This is a genomic window from Pacificibacter sp. AS14, from assembly GCF_038899935.1.
GTDB lineage: Bacteria > Pseudomonadota > Alphaproteobacteria > Rhodobacterales > Rhodobacteraceae > Celeribacter.
Genome location: NZ_JBBMQI010000007.1, coordinates 81,459 through 96,796, shown reverse-complemented (window position 1 = coordinate 96,796; position 15,338 = coordinate 81,459). Strand labels below are relative to the sequence as shown.

Annotated in this window: 14 protein-coding genes; 10 read left to right on the top strand and 4 right to left on the bottom strand. The window is 52.8% G+C overall.

All coding sequences use genetic code 11. The features are described 5' to 3' along the window. Positions 1 to 80: 80 nt before the first annotated feature. Together WNY38_RS09180 and rsmI are read right to left on the bottom strand one after the other, a co-directional pair. Positions 81 to 491: a YraN family protein gene (locus WNY38_RS09180; protein ID WP_342857040.1), complete on the bottom strand. Its 411-nt coding sequence runs from the start codon at positions 489 to 491 to the stop codon at positions 81 to 83. A gap of 12 nt (positions 492 to 503) precedes the next feature. Further along, positions 504 to 1,373, bottom strand: coding sequence for a 16S rRNA (cytidine(1402)-2'-O)-methyltransferase (gene rsmI, locus WNY38_RS09175; RefSeq protein ID WP_342857039.1), 870 nt, complete (start codon positions 1,371 to 1,373; stop codon positions 504 to 506). A gap of 110 nt (positions 1,374 to 1,483) precedes the next feature. On the opposite strand from rsmI, the gene WNY38_RS09170 reads away from it, so the two are divergent. From WNY38_RS09170 to murJ, 3 genes are read left to right on the top strand one after another with little or no spacing between them, the layout of a single operon-like run. Then, positions 1,484 to 2,665, top strand: coding sequence for a penicillin-binding protein activator (locus tag WNY38_RS09170; protein WP_342857038.1), 1,182 nt, complete (start codon positions 1,484 to 1,486; stop codon positions 2,663 to 2,665). Beyond that, positions 2,625 to 5,444: a [protein-PII] uridylyltransferase gene (locus tag WNY38_RS09165; RefSeq protein WP_342857037.1), complete on the top strand. Its 2,820-nt coding sequence runs from the start codon at positions 2,625 to 2,627 to the stop codon at positions 5,442 to 5,444. The genes WNY38_RS09170 and WNY38_RS09165 overlap by 41 nt, the downstream gene beginning before the upstream one ends. Beyond that, positions 5,441 to 6,982, top strand: coding sequence for a murein biosynthesis integral membrane protein MurJ (murJ, locus tag WNY38_RS09160; protein WP_342857036.1), 1,542 nt, complete (start codon positions 5,441 to 5,443; stop codon positions 6,980 to 6,982). Before WNY38_RS09165 ends, murJ begins: the two co-directional genes overlap by 4 nt. Positions 6,983 to 7,006: 24 nt before the next feature. Here the strand turns inward: murJ and WNY38_RS09155 are convergent, their stop codons facing one another. Then, positions 7,007 to 7,705, bottom strand: a complete 699-nt coding sequence (locus WNY38_RS09155) for a rhomboid family intramembrane serine protease (protein WP_342857035.1) — start codon at positions 7,703 to 7,705, stop codon at positions 7,007 to 7,009. A 77-nt stretch (positions 7,706 to 7,782) separates the two neighbouring features. Between WNY38_RS09155 and trpS the strand changes: the two genes are divergently transcribed. Further along, the gene (trpS, locus tag WNY38_RS09150) at positions 7,783 to 8,799 is read left to right on the top strand and encodes a tryptophan--tRNA ligase (protein WP_342857034.1); all 1,017 of its coding nucleotides are present in this window, start codon (positions 7,783 to 7,785) and stop codon (positions 8,797 to 8,799) included. 95 nt (positions 8,800 to 8,894) lie between these two features. Here the strand turns inward: trpS and WNY38_RS09145 are convergent, their stop codons facing one another. Then, on the bottom strand, positions 8,895 to 9,506 hold the full coding sequence (locus WNY38_RS09145; RefSeq protein WP_342857033.1) for a L,D-transpeptidase family protein: 612 nt from the start codon (positions 9,504 to 9,506) through the stop codon (positions 8,895 to 8,897). A 325-nt stretch (positions 9,507 to 9,831) separates the two neighbouring features. On the opposite strand from WNY38_RS09145, the gene WNY38_RS09140 reads away from it, so the two are divergent. The 6 genes from WNY38_RS09140 (at position 9,832) to WNY38_RS09115 (ending at position 15,338) form a co-directional block, all read left to right on the top strand. Then, positions 9,832 to 10,287 carry a universal stress protein gene (locus WNY38_RS09140; RefSeq protein ID WP_342857032.1) on the top strand — a complete coding sequence of 152 codons (456 nt, stop codon included), beginning with the start codon at positions 9,832 to 9,834 and terminating at the stop codon, positions 10,285 to 10,287. Positions 10,288 to 10,404: 117 nt separating this feature from the next. Then, positions 10,405 to 10,968, top strand: a complete 564-nt coding sequence (locus tag WNY38_RS09135) for a NifU family protein (RefSeq protein WP_342857031.1) — start codon at positions 10,405 to 10,407, stop codon at positions 10,966 to 10,968. A 3-nt stretch (positions 10,969 to 10,971) separates the two neighbouring features. Continuing rightward, positions 10,972 to 11,406 (top strand): GNAT family N-acetyltransferase, encoded by a 435-nt coding sequence (locus WNY38_RS09130; protein ID WP_342857030.1) that lies wholly within the window; start codon positions 10,972 to 10,974, stop codon positions 11,404 to 11,406. Between the two features lie 218 nt (positions 11,407 to 11,624). Beyond that, entirely contained in the window at positions 11,625 to 12,614 is a 990-nt protein-coding gene (locus WNY38_RS09125; RefSeq protein ID WP_342857029.1) for a BMP family ABC transporter substrate-binding protein, read from the top strand. Positions 12,615 to 12,625: 11 nt separating this feature from the next. Further along, entirely contained in the window at positions 12,626 to 14,242 is a 1,617-nt protein-coding gene (locus WNY38_RS09120; RefSeq protein ID WP_342857028.1) for an ABC transporter ATP-binding protein, read from the top strand. Between the two features lies 1 nt (position 14,243). Next, entirely contained in the window at positions 14,244 to 15,338 is a 1,095-nt protein-coding gene (locus WNY38_RS09115) for an ABC transporter permease (RefSeq protein ID WP_342857027.1), read from the top strand.

The following is a 15,338-nucleotide window of genomic DNA, read 5'->3' as shown; positions in this document are numbered from 1 at the left end:
CTTTCTTAATAGATGGACCAGCAAGCGACGTCATTCAATGGGGCGCACCGCACAAGTGCTGTGAAGTGATACGAAAACCGTTAAATCGTGGCGTTTTGCAAAATTTCAAGCGCACCTGAGCTGTCTACAAGAGCGACATCAATCTGCATATCGGTCAAGAACCCTTTGGGCGTCTGTGAAATATAATCCTCTGCACTGGCGCAAATCCGTGCCAATTGTCGCGCTGACAGGCTTTGCGCGGCCAGCGCATGGGTGGCAGAGGATTTCACCTCAACGAAGAAATAGGTCTCATCTTTGGTGAAGATCAAATCGATCTCGCCTGCCCGTCCGCGCCAACGTGTTTCACTCAAGACATATCCACGGGCAAGGTAAGCCGCGCAAACAGCATCCTCAGCTTGCAAACCCGACTGATAGGCAAGCGCCCCGCGCATCCGGCGTTGCGCGTTTGAGGGCCTTGGCACATTATTTGATGAAAACCTGTCGCGGGGCATTTGAACCCTATCCTATTCCGATTTCAGCGCCTTTGATCGTTCAAGTGCCTGTTGATACACTTGGCGTTTTTGCATCCCCAATGCCTTTGCAACCGAAGCTGCAGCATCTTTGACAGTCATCTCAGCCAATGCCGCATCCAAGGCAGTGTCTAAATCTTCGGCGCTGGCCTCAACCGCTTCGGCACGGGCCACCAGCAAAACGATTTCACCTTTAAACGCACGCTCTTTCAAACTCTCGCACAGCTCGCCCAAAGTGCCGCTGATCACCTCTTCGAATTTCTTGGTGATTTCGCGGCAAATGGCGACCCTGCGTGTCTCGCCATAAATCTCGCACAATTCCGTTAGCGTTTTGTAAATGCGATTCGGACTTTCATAAAATCCCAAGGTGGCTTGAACAGGACCAAATTCGGCAAAGAATGTTTTGCGCGCACCAGCTGTAGACGGCGGGAACCCCGCAAACAAAAACCGATCTGACGGCAGCCCCGCGATGGTCAAAGCCGCAATCATCGCAGAGGGCCCCGGCGCAGAGGTCACAAATATCCCCGCTGCCAAAGCTTCACGGCTCAAAACGAATCCCGGATCAGCCACAAGAGGCGTGCCAGCCTCAGAGGCATAAGCCACGGATTTGCCTTCAGCCATCAATGACAACAAGCGCGGACGGGCTTTGGCACCATTTTGATCGTGATATGCAATCATCTTGCGTGCGCCCAAAGGCACACCATGCATATCCATAAGGCGCCGCAAAGTGCGGGTGTCTTCGGCGGCCAATACATCGGCAGAGGCCAAGGTATCAAGGGCGCGCAGCGTGATGTCGCGGGCATTGCCAATTGGGGTCGCAACAAAGTGCAAACCGGCGGGAAGGTGCTTTATCTCGAAGTCCAAGGGATTTCCAAGTCTTTGCGGCGTTTACTCTTTGGGGCAGGTCGCATAGTCTGCGGCCAATCAATTGTAGTCCCTAAAGAGCTGTCCACCGACAGGAGTGAGGTTCCCCTATGTTCGCCGTTCTGAGCACCGCCCGCAAGTCAATCACTCGCGTGACCGCCCTTTTGTCGATAATGGCACTCGCCGCCTGTGACCCAAGCATGATGCCAAGCCCCAATGGCGGACCAAGCATCAATACCAACAAGCCCATTCCTGTGGCACTTTTGGTTCCATACGAATCAGCCCAAGAGGCAGACAACGGCCTTGCACAATCGATTGAAAACGCAGCACGACTGGCCATGGCTGACTTAGACGGCGTTGAAATCGATCTACGGGTATACGCTACAGGCGGACAAGCTGAGCGCGCCTCAGCAGCGGCCTCTCGTGCGGTCAATGAAGGTGCGAAAATCATTCTGGGCCCTGTCTACGGTGGGTCGGCCAAATTGGCAGGCATCGCGGCCGGCAACGCTGGTGTGAACGTTTTGTCGTTTTCCAACAACACAGACGTGGCAGGCGGCAACGTGTTTATTTTGGGCGCAACCTTTGACAACACAGCAAATCGCCTTGTCCAGTATGCAGCCCAAAAGGGCAAACGCCGCATCATGGTGGTCAACGCGCAAAGCCCCGCAGAAAACGCTGGGGCCGCAGCAATCAAAAATGCGATAGCCCGTAATGGGTCAACTTTGGCAGGTACACAAAGCTTTGAGTTGAGCCAAGAAGGCGTCGTCGCTGCGATTCGACCCATCGCAAGCACAGTACGTTCATCAGATGCAGACGCTGTGTTCTTTACCTCGGGCAACGATGGTGCGATGCCACTTTTGGCGCAAATGCTGCCAGAAAATGGTATCACGTCACCCGACACGCAGTATATCGGATTGCAGCGTTGGAACTTTCCAGCCTCAGCAGTGTCTCTTCCCGGCCTCCAAAACAGCTGGTTCGCGATCCCGGATCAACGCCTCGTGCAGAATTTTTCTTCCCGCTACTCTGCAGCTTACGGCCAAGCGCCACACGCCCTCGCAGGCCTCGCCTATGATGGTATCGCGGCCATCGGCGCATTGGCCAAATCTGGTGATTCTCAAGCGCTCACAGCTCAGGCTTTGACGCGAGGATCCGGTTTTGTTGGCGTTAATGGTATCTTCCGCCTTAGAAGCGATGGTACAAACGAACGTGGACTATCAGTCGCAACCATTCAAAATAATCAGGTAATCGAGATTGACCCTGCACCAAGAGCCTTTGGCGGCACCGGCTATTAAGTCTGCCCTAGCCACGTTTGTTCCGGCCCCGCCGAACAGTATCATTTGCGCCCCTACGGCGATTTTTGACATCGCTGCCGTAGAGGCGGCACTTGAGACCGCAATCACCGCGGACTCAAGTGCCGCCGATGTGCGCGCCCAAACGGTGCGAATTTTAGGCGACGCGAATGAACAAGGCCGCGCCGCGATAGAAAGCGCCATCATGCAAGCGCCGCGCAATGCGCGCCCTGCGACACACGCCTATGCTTGGTTGACAGACTGTATCGTCACCACAGTCCTATATGTTTCGCAGACCAAATTGCATCCGAACCCCTCCCCTTCGACCGGCGAAAACATGGCTATTTTGGCCGTCGGGGGATATGGCCGCGCAGAAATGTCCCCGCATTCTGACGTTGATCTTTTGTTCCTTGCGCCAAATGCAATCACCGGCTGGGTCGAAAGCGTGATTGAAAGCATGCTGTATATGTTTTGGGATTTGCATCTCAAAGTTGGGCATTCTTCACGCACGATCCGCGATTGTATTCGACTGGGAAAAGAAGATTTCACCATCCGTACCGCCATGCTTGAAGTGCGATACTTGGCTGGAAACCGCCAACTGACCCAAGACTTGCAGCAAAAACTGCGCGATGATTTGTTTAAGAATACAGCCCGCGAATTCACAGCAGCCAAACTCGCCGAACGTGCTGATCGACATAAAAAGCAGGGCGGCCAAAGGTATGTGGTCGAACCAAATATTAAAGAGGGCAAGGGCGGCTTGCGTGATTTGCAATCGTTGTTCTGGATTGCAAAATACGTTCATGGCGTACGCGACACAGCCGAGCTGGTGAAAGCTGGCGTTTTTACGCAAGACGAGTTTCGCCAATTTGATGAGGCAGAAACCTTTTTGCACGCTGTGCGCAATCAGTTGCACCTGATCGCCAAACGCCCGATGGATCAACTCACCTTTGACCTTCAGGTCGAAGTTGCAGAACGCTTAGGCTTTATTGACCACTCCGGGCGTCGCGCAGTTGAGCATTTCATGCAGTTCTACTTTGTACATGCCACGCGTGTGGGTGAATTGACACGTATCTTCCTTACAGCGCTCGAAGAACAACACGTCAAACAGGAACCGGCGCTACAACGTTTGTTCAAACGCAAACGCAAGACCGTTGCGGGTTTTTACATCCATGGTGGTCGTTTGAATATCGATGACCCTGAAACGTTCCTTGCGGATAAGCTCAATCTGCTGCGCATCTTTGAAGAAGGACTGCGCACAGGACACCTGATACACCCAGATGTGATGCGGCTTATTTCAGCGAACTTGGATCTGTTTGACGACACGTTTCGCAACCGCGCAGATGCAAAGAAAATGTTCCTCGACATCTTACTCAAACACGGCAACCCAGCACGGGGCTTGCGTCGGATGAACGAGCTGGGCGTGCTCGGAGCATTTATGCCAGAGTTTCAGCATATCGTCGCGATGATGCAGTTCAACATGTATCACAGCTACACTGTGGACGAGCACACTATCCAAGTGGTGTCGAATCTGGCGAAAATTGAACGCGGCGAGCTTATTGAAGAACTGCCAGTTGCCTCAGGCATCCTCAAGCGCGGCGTCAACCGTAAGGTGCTTTATGTCGCGATGCTGCTGCATGATATCGGCAAGGGCCGTAAAGAAGATCATTCCATCATTGGCGCCCAGATCGCGCGCAAAGTAGCTCCCCGCTTGGGGTTAAAACCTGCCGAATGTGAAACGGTTGAATGGCTCGTACGCTATCATTTGCTCATGTCTGATATTGCGCAAAAACGCGATATTTCGGACCCACGTACGGTGCGTGATTTTGCCAAAGCAGTCAAAACCCGTGAACGGCTCGATCTTTTGACCGTACTGACAGTCTGCGATATTCGCGGCGTCGGCCCCGGGATTTGGAACAATTGGAAAGCAGTGTTGCTACGCAATTTGCACGCACAAACGGCGGATGCTCTGGAACACGGACTAGAAGCCGTCAACCGCGAAACCCGCGAAGGCGATGCCAAAAAGGCACTTAGAGAAGCACTCAAAGACTGGTCTCAAACGGCACGCCGTGCCGAAATAAATCGTCACTATGGCCCGTACTGGCAAGGTATGCCCACCTCTGTGCATGTGGTCTTGGCCAATTTGATGCGGGATATTAAAAACGACGAAATTCAGATAGATCTTAAGCCTGATGAAGACCGCGACGCGACGCGTGCATGTTTTGCTATGACCGACCATCCCGGCATTTTCTCGCGTCTTGCTGGTGCTTTGGCTCTTGTCGGTGCTAACGTTGTCGATGCCCGCACCTACACCACCAAAGATGGTTATGCGAATGCTGCGTTTTGGGTGCAAGACGCAGACGGGCACCCCTATGAGCAAGCGCGTTTGACGCGTCTCAAGCAGATGATCACCAAAACGCTCATGGGCGAAGTCGTCGCGCGCGATGCGCTGGTGTCGCGGGACAAAATCAAAAAACGCGAAAGCAAATTCAGGGTGCCAACATCGATCATTTTCGACAATGAAGGGTCGGAAATTTTCACCATCATTGAGGTGGACACCCGTGACAGGCCTGGACTTTTGCATGATTTGACCCGCGCGATGGCATCCAATCATATCTCAATCGCGACCGCGCAAATTGCCACTTACGGCGCGCAAGCCGTGGATGTTTTCTATGTGAAAGATATGTTTGGGATGAAAATTCACTCCGAAAACAAACGCCACTCGCTTGAAAAGAAACTGCGCGAAGCCATCGAGCAAGGCGCAAAACGCGCGAGCGACGCATGAAACCCATCCGTTTGATGCGCGGCTTTTTGACCGTTGGCGGTTGGACATTGATGAGCCGCGTGCTTGGCTTTGTGCGCGACGCATTGATTGCAGCCTATTTGGGCGCGGGACCAGCGGCGGAAGCCTTTGTCGTAGCGTTTTCCCTGCCCAATATGTTCCGCAGGTTCTTTGCTGAGGGCACGCTGAACGTCGCTTTTGTGCCGATGTTTTCGAAGAAAGTCGAAGCGAATGAAGACGCCAGTGGCTTTGCCGAAGATACGCTATCGGCTTTGGCTGGGATATTGGTCGTATTAACAATCACGTCGATGATCTTCATGCCAATCATGGTCTCGGCCATGGCTGCGGGGTTCATTGGCGACACCCGATTTGATCTGGCAGTGCATTACGCTCGCATCACTTTTCCATATGTGTTGTTCATCTCACTTGGCGCATTGTTTTCTGGTATATTGAACGCAACGGGACGCTTTGCGGCGGCAGCGGCAGCCCCTGTGATGCTCAATGTGGTTTTGTCTACGGCAATGGTTTTCGCGCATTTGTTGGGATATAATGTCGCCACGGCCTTGGTTTGGGCCGTACCAGTTGCGGGAGCAGCTCAGTTGGCCATCGTTTGGATTGCAGCAGCCAAGATCGGCTTTTCCATCAGACCACGCCTGCCTCGCATGACGCCTGAGTTGAAAAAGCTACTGATCTTAGCTGGCCCAGCAGCACTGGCTGGCGGCGTCGTTCAGATCAATTTGCTAGTCGGGCGTCAAGTGGCCTCGTTTTCGGAAGAGGGCGCGCTGCAGTATCTGAATCTTGCTGACCGTTTGTATCAATTGCCACTGGGGGTTGTCGCGATTGCAATCGGCGTGGTGTTACTGCCCGATCTGTCGCGACGTTTGACTGCAGGCGATGGCCCGGGGGCACGTGATGCTTATAATCGCGCCTTTGAATTTGCTTTGTTGCTAACCATTCCAGCCGCAGTCGCGTTGATCATCATTCCTGAAGCTTTGATCGGCGTGCTGTTTCAGCGTGGCGCTTTCACGACTGATGATGCAGCCGCAACAGCGCTGGCGGTGGCGATCTACGGATTGGGCCTGCCTGCCTTTGTGATCCAAAAGGTTTTGCAGCCATTGTATTTCGCCCGCGAAGACACCAAAACGCCGTTTCGCTTTGCGCTCTATTCCATGGTCGTCAACGCTATCGCCGCCATCGGGTTATCGTTCTGGATCGGCTATCTCGCGGCTGCTGTTGCGACTTCTTTGGCTGCTTGGGGCATGGTTGGATTGCTGTGGATGGGCAAAAAGCCCATGGGCGATGACGTGGCCGCGGACAAACAACTTTGCCGTCGAGCACCGCGTATTTTGATCTCGGCGCTTGCGATGGGGGCCATTCTTTATATCGTCCAGATTGCGCTTGCACCTGTGTTTGATATCTCGCGCCTGATCGCCACTATGATCTTGGTCGCGCTTGGCATCATCAGCTATTTTGGCATTGGCCAAGCCATTGGCGCGCTGAACATGCGTGACATCAAATCATCCATGAAGCGCGGCAGTTAAACCTAAACACCGCGCCGGTATATTTTAGCGTTTGCGCAGTTTGGCCAAGATGCGTGGGAACGCGCCAGGCACCAGCAAAAGCGATATGGAAAACCCCGCTACAAACCCTGCAAGATCGGCGACCCAAGTGGGATCGCTGCCAAAAATCAGCGCCCAAACCAACTGAATGCCCAGCAAAAAGCCGATCAGAGAAAACGCCCGTAACTGGTTTTCTTGCATCGCCCCAAGGCCGATCCACAAGATAAACGTGTAAGATCCTATCAATCCATAGGCACCAGCATAAGCGCCCAAAAGCGGCACGCTTGAATTCATGATCAAACCGTAGGCCAAAGATCCAGCAAGCACGGATACGACAAACACGATTATAAACGCAACATTGCCGAAAATTTCTCCAACCATTTTGCCCAGCGCAAGAATGAACACGCAGACCATCAGCGCATGTACCAATGACAGATGGATCATACTGTAACTTAGAAAGCGGATCATATGCTCAAGCGGCCAAGTGTTCTGTTCACGCATGGCCTCGAACACCGCATCAAAAAAACCGTAATGTTCCATCGCGGACACGCGCCAACCGATGGCCTCGGGACCGCCGATGATCCCGAACAATCCGGCTTGGAATGAAAGTTCGATGCCTGCAATAAGCAACACCAATGCCACAACCGCCGGCGGCAGGGCATTAAAGGGCATTTCTTCACGATTGAACGGGGATTGGTCGGACATATGCTTTGGCTTCCTTGACGCTAATGTTCTGCATAGGTAAGCCAAGGACACTTAATAATCCAGTGACGGAGTTCCAAATGGACAAGCCAGCCTTTACCCCCCGCGTTTTCTCGGGAATCAAACCTTCGGGCGGCCTCACCCTTGGCAACTACTTGGGCGCGATCAAGCGTTTCGTAGATATGCAGGGCGGTGAGTTTGAAACCATTTATTGCGTGGTCGACATGCATGCGATCACTGTTTGGCAAGATCCAAAGGACCTGCACCATGCAACACGTGAAGTTGCAGCAGGCTACCTTGCGTCAGGGATAGACCCTGACAAGTCGATCTTGTTCAATCAGTCCCGCGTGTCTGCCCATGCTGAACTCGGCTGGCTGTTCAACTGTGTCGCCCGTGTGGGGTGGATGAACCGTATGACCCAATTCAAAGACAAAGCTGGCGAGAATACCGAAGGCGTGTCTTTGGGTCTTTACGCGTACCCCGCTTTGATGGCCGCCGATATTTTGACCTATCACGCGACACATGTGCCTGTGGGCGACGATCAAAAGCAACATGTTGAACTGACGCGCGATATCGCGAACAAATTCAATCACGACTACAAGGTGGATTTTTTCCCTGAAACCACGCCTGTGATCGAAGGGCCTGCTATGCGTGTGATGAACCTGCGCGACGGGACGAAAAAGATGTCCAAGTCTGGGGAATCAGACATGGAACGCATCAACATGACCGACGGTGCGGATCTGATCGCTAAGAAGTTCAAAAAGGCCAAAACCGATCCTGATGGCATTCCTGAAACATTGGAAGGCTTGATTAGCCGCCCAGAAGCACGCAACTTGGTCAACATCTATGCCGCGTTGAACGACATGACCAACGAGGCGGTTGTGGCGGAATATGCGGGCGCGGGTTGGGGCCGGTTCAAACCTGCTCTGGCCGATTTGGCGGTTGAAAAACTCAGCCCCATTTCGACCGAGATGCAGCGTTATATGAATGATCCAGCCGAGATTGATCGCATCATGGCCAAAGGCGCTGCTAAAGCCAAAGCCATCGCGGATCCGATTTTGGATAAGACGTTTGATATCATGGGTTTTGTACGCTGAGGCGGACCAAACCCATGATCGAGATACAGTAAAGGGGCCTCATGGGCCCCTTTTTGATCGACTGAATGATAGTATCGAGTTGAAGATAAGTGACCTCAGATAACCCGCACGCGCATCCCGACAGGCACACGCGAGTAAAGGTCTGCGATCATCTCATTATAAAGCCCTATGCAACCATCTGACGCCTTACGCCCAATTTTGCGCGTATCATGCGTGCCGTGGATGCGGTAATATTGCCAGCTGAGGTAAAGCGCATGGGTGCCCAACGGGTTTTTGGGTCCAGCGGGTACAACACGCGGTAGACTTGGATCACGTTCACGCATCGATGGCGTCGGCGTCCATGTCGGACCTTCAACTTTCTTGATCACCGATGTGTAGCCGCGGCGCGTCAACTCTTCCGAGATTGGCACCGAAGTTGGGTAAAGCTTGTAGCCCCCCACTCCTGCGCCATTGTCTGCAGTCCAAAAATGCAAAGCACGGCTCACGGTGTCTGCGACTATGACACCTTCGCCCAAAGTGTCAAAATGTTCGCGCCAATCAACCGCCCGAAAGCTGGAAATATTGTGCCGAACAGCGTCTTGTTCCTGCATTGCTATTTCTTGTGCCACAGCAGCTGACCCCAAAAACGGAGACGCAATCACGGGTGCTGATGCGATCAGCTTTATGAATTTTCGTTTAGTGAGCTCAGAGTTTCTAAAATTGGTCATGGCGGGTCCTGTATTCCTTTGCTGTTTAGAACCACGCAACGAGGGTCACACACAAATCACAAAGCGGTTAACACGCCATTCGTCATAAAACTGAGGCATTTCCCGCTTATAAAGGCGTTAATCGCGTTACCCATGCGTAGATCTGCACCACGCCCCCTCTCGGTGCACGATGCGTTCACATCGAACTGTCCCCTTCGATGACGTAACAGACACCCTCGGCTCAGTGTCGGGGGTGTTCTTTTGTCAGCCAATGCTTGCACTGGCGCGCGACCTCGGCCATCATTGCGACAAGTGCTGTTCTATTAGGCAACTTATGGGAGAGAGTATGCGCAAGTTCCTTGTGATCTTAGATGACAGTCGCGAATGCCTAAACGCTATGCGTTTCGCGGCGATGCGTGCGACCAACACAGGTGGCGGCGTGACCATTTTGTCTGTGATCCCGCCCGATGAATTCAATCACTGGATTGGCGTCGCTGATATCATGCGCGAAGAAGCCCGCGAACGGATCATCGTTCATTTCGAAGTTTTCGCCAAATGGATGCGTGATCGCCAAGGAATCGATCCCGAGCTGGTGATCCGCGAAGGTGAAGCTGTGACTGAAATTCTTGCTCAAATACAAGAAGACCCCGAGATTGGCGTGCTTGTTTTGGGGGCCGGCACAGAAAAAAATGGACCGGGGCCGCTTATTGCCTCGATGACCAAACAAGCCGGTTTTTTGCCAATTCCCATGACATTGGTTCCAGGTGAGATGTCTAAGGAGCGTTTGGCCGCTGTGACTTAGACTGAATGGTTCGTAAAATGTGTTCGTCACCCACATCACTTGTTTAGAACCATTCCAAATATTGACTTTTCTTCGAAGAAGGCCCATATCCGACTAACGCAGTAAGGAAAGCCGATCATGTTTATTCAAACCGAATCTACACCAAATCCAGCGACATTGAAATTCTTGCCCGGCCAGACCGTTTTGGAAACAGGCACAGCAGATTTCACCACAGCTGAAGCGGCGGCCTCTTCCCCGCTGGCCAAGCGCGTGTTTGCGGTTGGAAACGTATCAGGCGTGTTTTTTGGTACAGACTTTGTCACAGTCACCAAAGACGACGCGACAGATTGGGACCACATCAAACCCGCTTTGCTAGGCGCGATAATGGAGCACTTCCAATCGGGCGATGCGGTAATGGAAGGCGAAAGTGGATCACCAGCGGGTCACGCGGCGCATGATGGGCCAGACGGCGATATCGTCGACCAAATCAAAGAGTTGCTCGACACCCGTGTGCGCCCTGCGGTGGCACAAGACGGCGGAGACATCACGTTCCACGGCTTTGACAAAGGCGTTGTCTATTTGCACATGCAAGGCGCTTGCGCGGGATGCCCGTCATCCACGTTGACGCTGAAAATGGGCATTGAAAACCTGTTGCGCCATTACATTCCAGAAGTCTTGGAAGTGCGCCCCGTCGCGGCCTAACCCATGACACATCTACTGTCGCACAGCGATCTCGCGACACTGCACAAAGCCAGTTTTACACTGCCCCGCCCTTGGTCCGAGACCGAGTTTGCGGGGCTTTTGTCTATGGCAGATGTGTTTCTCACCTGCGGTGATGGCCCCTCTTTCGCTTTGGGCCGCGTGGTGGTGGGCGAGGCAGAACTTTTGACTTTGGCAGTCGATCCCCGCGCGCAAGGCCGCGGTTTGGGGCGACTGGTGCTTGAGGCTTACGAGGCTGGGGCCCGCAAGCGCGGTGCCGAGAAATTTTTTTTGGAAGTAGCGACCACAAATACCGTCGCGATCAAACTGTATCAGTCTCACGGCTATGCCGAATCTGGTCGCCGCCGCGCCTATTACACCGCTCCAGACGGGTCCAAAGTTGATGCTTTTGTTTTTTCTAAGCCATTGAAACGGGCGTAACTTTACGTCAACATTCCAATGTTTTGGCAAACATCAACTGATCTGGGACCAAATGGTAAAATTTCTGTTGACCCTCTCTTTGCAAAACGCCCTAATTCAAATGTGAACACCAGCGATGCGCTCGCTGTTGTGGATATGTCCAATTGACATGTCACAATCGATTTCGGACATGCTTTTGCGCAGGTCCCAATATAAACAAAACACTATGGGAGACGACCATGACCCTGATGAAATCCTTTCTAGGCGCTGCTGCCACTTTGGCGATTACTGCTGGTGCTGCTATCGCGGACCCTGCGATCATTTTTGATCTCGGCGGCAAGTTCGACAAATCATTCAATGAATCCGCTTACAATGGCGCAGAGCGTTGGGCCGCGGAAACAGGCGGCACATACCGCGATGTTGAACTGACATCCGACGCACAGCGCGAGCAAGCCCTGCGCCGTTTCGCAGAAAGCGGTTACAACCCTGTTGTCATGGCGGGTTTCTCTTTCGCAACTGCGCTTGAAACCGTTGCTGCGGACTATCCAGACACAAAATTCACGATCATCGATATGGTTGTAGACGCACCAAACGTGCGTTCTGTCGTGTTTTCTGAGCAAGAAGGTTCATACCTCGTGGGTGTGGCGGCGGCTTATGCGGCCAAAGGTGATACTGTGTCCTTCGTCGGTGGCATGGACATCCCACTGATTTCCAGATTCGCTTGTGGTTATGCCCAAGGCTTTAAATCTGTAAAACCTGAGGGCACTGTTATCGTCAATATGACAGGTACGACACCAGCGGCTTGGAATGATCCGGTAAAAGGCGGCGAACTGACGCGCGCGCAAAAATCTGCAGGTTCTGAAGTTGTGTTTGCAGCAGCAGGCGGCACTGGTCTTGGTGTGCTTCAAACAGCAAAAGACGAAGGCATGCTCGCCATCGGCGTCGACAGCAACCAAAACTACTTGCAGCCAGGCACTGTTTTGACATCCATGGTGAAACGCGTCGACAACGCAGTCTACGACGCCTTCACCCAAGGGACAGATCTTGAAACCGGCTTTAACGTCATGGGGCTTGGCAATGGTGGCGTTGGCGCTGCGATGGACGAATTCAACGCACCTTTGATGACACCAGAAATGACAGCCGCTATCGAAGATGCGCAAGCAAAAATCATCTCGGGTGAAATCGTTGTGCACGATTACATGTCCGATTCCGCCTGCCCAGCATACTAAGGCTGGCTAGAATGGTTATCACAATCCATGAGGGGCGGCAGACACCTGCCGCCCCAATTGCCCCCACCACAAGCCCTGCGCCACTGGCCATTGAGCTGCGCGGTATTTCCAAAGCATTCGGGCCCGTCCAAGCGAACAAAGATATTTGTATCTCTGTGCGCAAAGGCACGATCCACGGCATCATCGGCGAAAACGGCGCGGGGAAATCCACGCTTATGTCTATCCTGTATGGCTTTTACAAAGCTGACAGCGGCACTGTGTTGATCAACGGCCAAGAGGTGCAGATCACCGACAGTCAAGCGGCTATCGCGGCAGGCATCGGCATGGTCTTTCAGCACTTCAAGCTGGTGGAAAACTTCAGCGTGTTGGAAAACGTTGTTCTGGGTGCAGAAGACGGTGGGTTGCTTAAGCCCTCGCTCAGCAAAGCGCGCAAGCTTTTGAAGCAACTCTCTGACGAATACGAATTGTCCGTCGATCCTGACGCTTTGATCGAAGATCTCTCTGTTGGCCACCAACAACGGGTTGAGATCCTTAAAGCGCTGTATCGCCAAGCCGATATTTTAATTCTTGATGAACCTACCGGCGTCTTGACCCCTGCCGAGGCGGACCATCTGTTCCGCATTTTGGAAGGCCTCAAGGCGCAGGGTAAAACCATCATTTTGATCACGCATAAACTACGCGAAATCATGAACGTGACCGATTCCGTGTCGGTGATGCGCCGTGGTGAAATGACCGCCACTGTGAGCACGGCCGAAACTTCGCCCGAACAATTGGCCGAACTGATGGTTGGCCGCAAAGTTTTGTTAGAAGTCGACAAAACGCCGGCAACACCGGGCGTGTCGATTTTAGAGGTCGAGAACCTGACGGTCGTGGACAGCCACGGTGTGACGCGGGTTAAAGGCATCGATCTTACGGTTTGTGCTGGCGAAATTTTGGGCATCGCAGGCGTCGCAGGCAATGGTCAAACCGAGCTTTTGGAAGTCCTTGGCGGCTATCAAACGGGCACTGGCGTGATCCGTGTGAACGGGCAAGATCTTGACCTGACAGGCAAAGCATCTGACGGACAATCACGCCGCGCACACGGCATCGCCCATGTACCAGAAGATCGCCATGACGAAGGCCTGATCCTGAACTTCGCCGCATGGGAAAACATCGTGTTCGGCTATCACCACGATCCTGAGTACCAAAAAAACGCATGGATCATGGACAACGCCAAGATCAAAAAGATCGCGCATGAAAAAATGGAACGGTTCGACACGCGGCCATTGAATGAAAAGCTAGAGGCCAAAAGCTTTTCCGGTGGCAACCAACAAAAGATTGTTTTGGCGCGCGAAATTGAACGCAATCCAGATCTATTGTTGATCGGCCAACCCACACGCGGCGTCGACATTGGTGCCATCGAGTTTATTCACCAACAAATCGTTGCCTTACGCGATCAAGGCAAAGCGATTTTACTGGTCTCGGTTGAGCTGGATGAAATCATGGCGCTGTCAGATCGCATCGCGGTGATGTTCGACGGCAATATCATGGGTGAGCGTTTGCCGACCAAGACCAATGAGCAAGAACTTGGAATGCTCATGGCAGGCATCAACAACGGCGCAGACGCCAAACAGAGCGAGGGCGCGTAACATGCAAGCCATGCCAAAATGGGCGGATGCCGTCCTTATTCCTCTGATCTCAATTCTACTTGCGTTCTTTTTCTCTGGCCTGATGATTTTGGCCATTGGCAAAGACCCAGTGGTTGCGATTCAAACCATGGTGCAAGGCGCATTCGGTTCGACCAACGGCTTGGGCTATACGCTGTATTACACCACCAACTTTATCTTTACCGGCCTTGCGATTGCGGTGGCCTATCACGCGCGACTGTTCAACATCGGAGGCGAAGGCCAGGTGATGCTCGGCGGTCTTGGCGTGGCTTTGGTCTGTTTGGCGATCGATTGGCCGCATTGGACGTTGGCTTTGCCTGCAGCTATGATCGGCGGTGCCGTTTTTGGTGCGGCTTGGGCCTTTATCCCCGCCTATTTGCAAGCCAAACGCGGGTCGCACATTGTGATCACGACCATGATGTTCAACTTTATCGCTTCGGCTTTCGTTGGCTATATTTTGTTGAATTACCTCAAGGTTCCAGGATCTATGTCGACTGAAAGCGCAGGATTTTCTGCGGGGGCGCATTTGCCGACCTTTCACGAAATGCTTGCGCCTTTCGGCATCAACTTTAACAAGAATGCGCCTGCGAATATCTCGTTTTTGATCGCACTTTTGGCAGCCTTCGGATTTTGGGTTTTAATCTGGAAGACTCGTTTGGGATACGAAATTCGGTCATTTGGTGAATCTGAATCTGCTGCAAAATATGCAGGTATCAACCCTGTGCGCATCACCGTCATCGCGATGATGATCTCTGGCGCGTTGTGTGGATTGATGGCGATCAACAATGTCATGGGCGAAGCAGAACGACTGATCGATAACGCCCCCGAAGGCGCTGGCTTCATCGGCATCGCAGTTGCTTTGATGGGGCGCAACCACCCCGTTGGCATCGTCTTGGCGGCATTGTTGTTTGGCTTTTTATATCAAGGCGGCGCTGAGCTGACATTTTGGGAAGCGATCCCGCGCGAATTGATCGTCGTGATCCAAGGGCTTGTGATTATGTTCACCGGCGCGCTTGATAATATGGTGCGTATACCGCTGGAAAAACTATTCCTTGCGCTGCGCAAGGAGGAGGCGTGA

Bases quoted from the DNA above. Each gene is read 5' to 3' on its own strand.
- WNY38_RS09180 (WP_342857040.1), bottom strand. From the start codon at position 491: ATGCCCCGCGACAGGTTTTCATCAAATAATGTGCCAAGGCCCTCAAAC.
- WNY38_RS09170 (WP_342857038.1), top strand. From the start codon at position 1,484: ATGTTCGCCGTTCTGAGCACCGCCCGCAAGTCAATCACTCGCGTGACC.
- murJ (WP_342857036.1), top strand. From the start codon at position 5,441: ATGAAACCCATCCGTTTGATGCGCGGCTTTTTGACCGTTGGCGGTTGG.
- WNY38_RS09155 (WP_342857035.1), bottom strand. From the start codon at position 7,705: ATGTCCGACCAATCCCCGTTCAATCGTGAAGAAATGCCCTTTAATGCC.
- trpS (WP_342857034.1), top strand. From the start codon at position 7,783: ATGGACAAGCCAGCCTTTACCCCCCGCGTTTTCTCGGGAATCAAACCT.
- WNY38_RS09145 (WP_342857033.1), bottom strand. From the start codon at position 9,506: ATGACCAATTTTAGAAACTCTGAGCTCACTAAACGAAAATTCATAAAG.
- WNY38_RS09140 (WP_342857032.1), top strand. From the start codon at position 9,832: ATGCGCAAGTTCCTTGTGATCTTAGATGACAGTCGCGAATGCCTAAAC.
- WNY38_RS09135 (WP_342857031.1), top strand. From the start codon at position 10,405: ATGTTTATTCAAACCGAATCTACACCAAATCCAGCGACATTGAAATTC.
- WNY38_RS09130 (WP_342857030.1), top strand. From the start codon at position 10,972: ATGACACATCTACTGTCGCACAGCGATCTCGCGACACTGCACAAAGCC.
- WNY38_RS09125 (WP_342857029.1), top strand. From the start codon at position 11,625: ATGACCCTGATGAAATCCTTTCTAGGCGCTGCTGCCACTTTGGCGATT.
- WNY38_RS09120 (WP_342857028.1), top strand. From the start codon at position 12,626: ATGGTTATCACAATCCATGAGGGGCGGCAGACACCTGCCGCCCCAATT.
- WNY38_RS09115 (WP_342857027.1), top strand. From the start codon at position 14,244: ATGCAAGCCATGCCAAAATGGGCGGATGCCGTCCTTATTCCTCTGATC.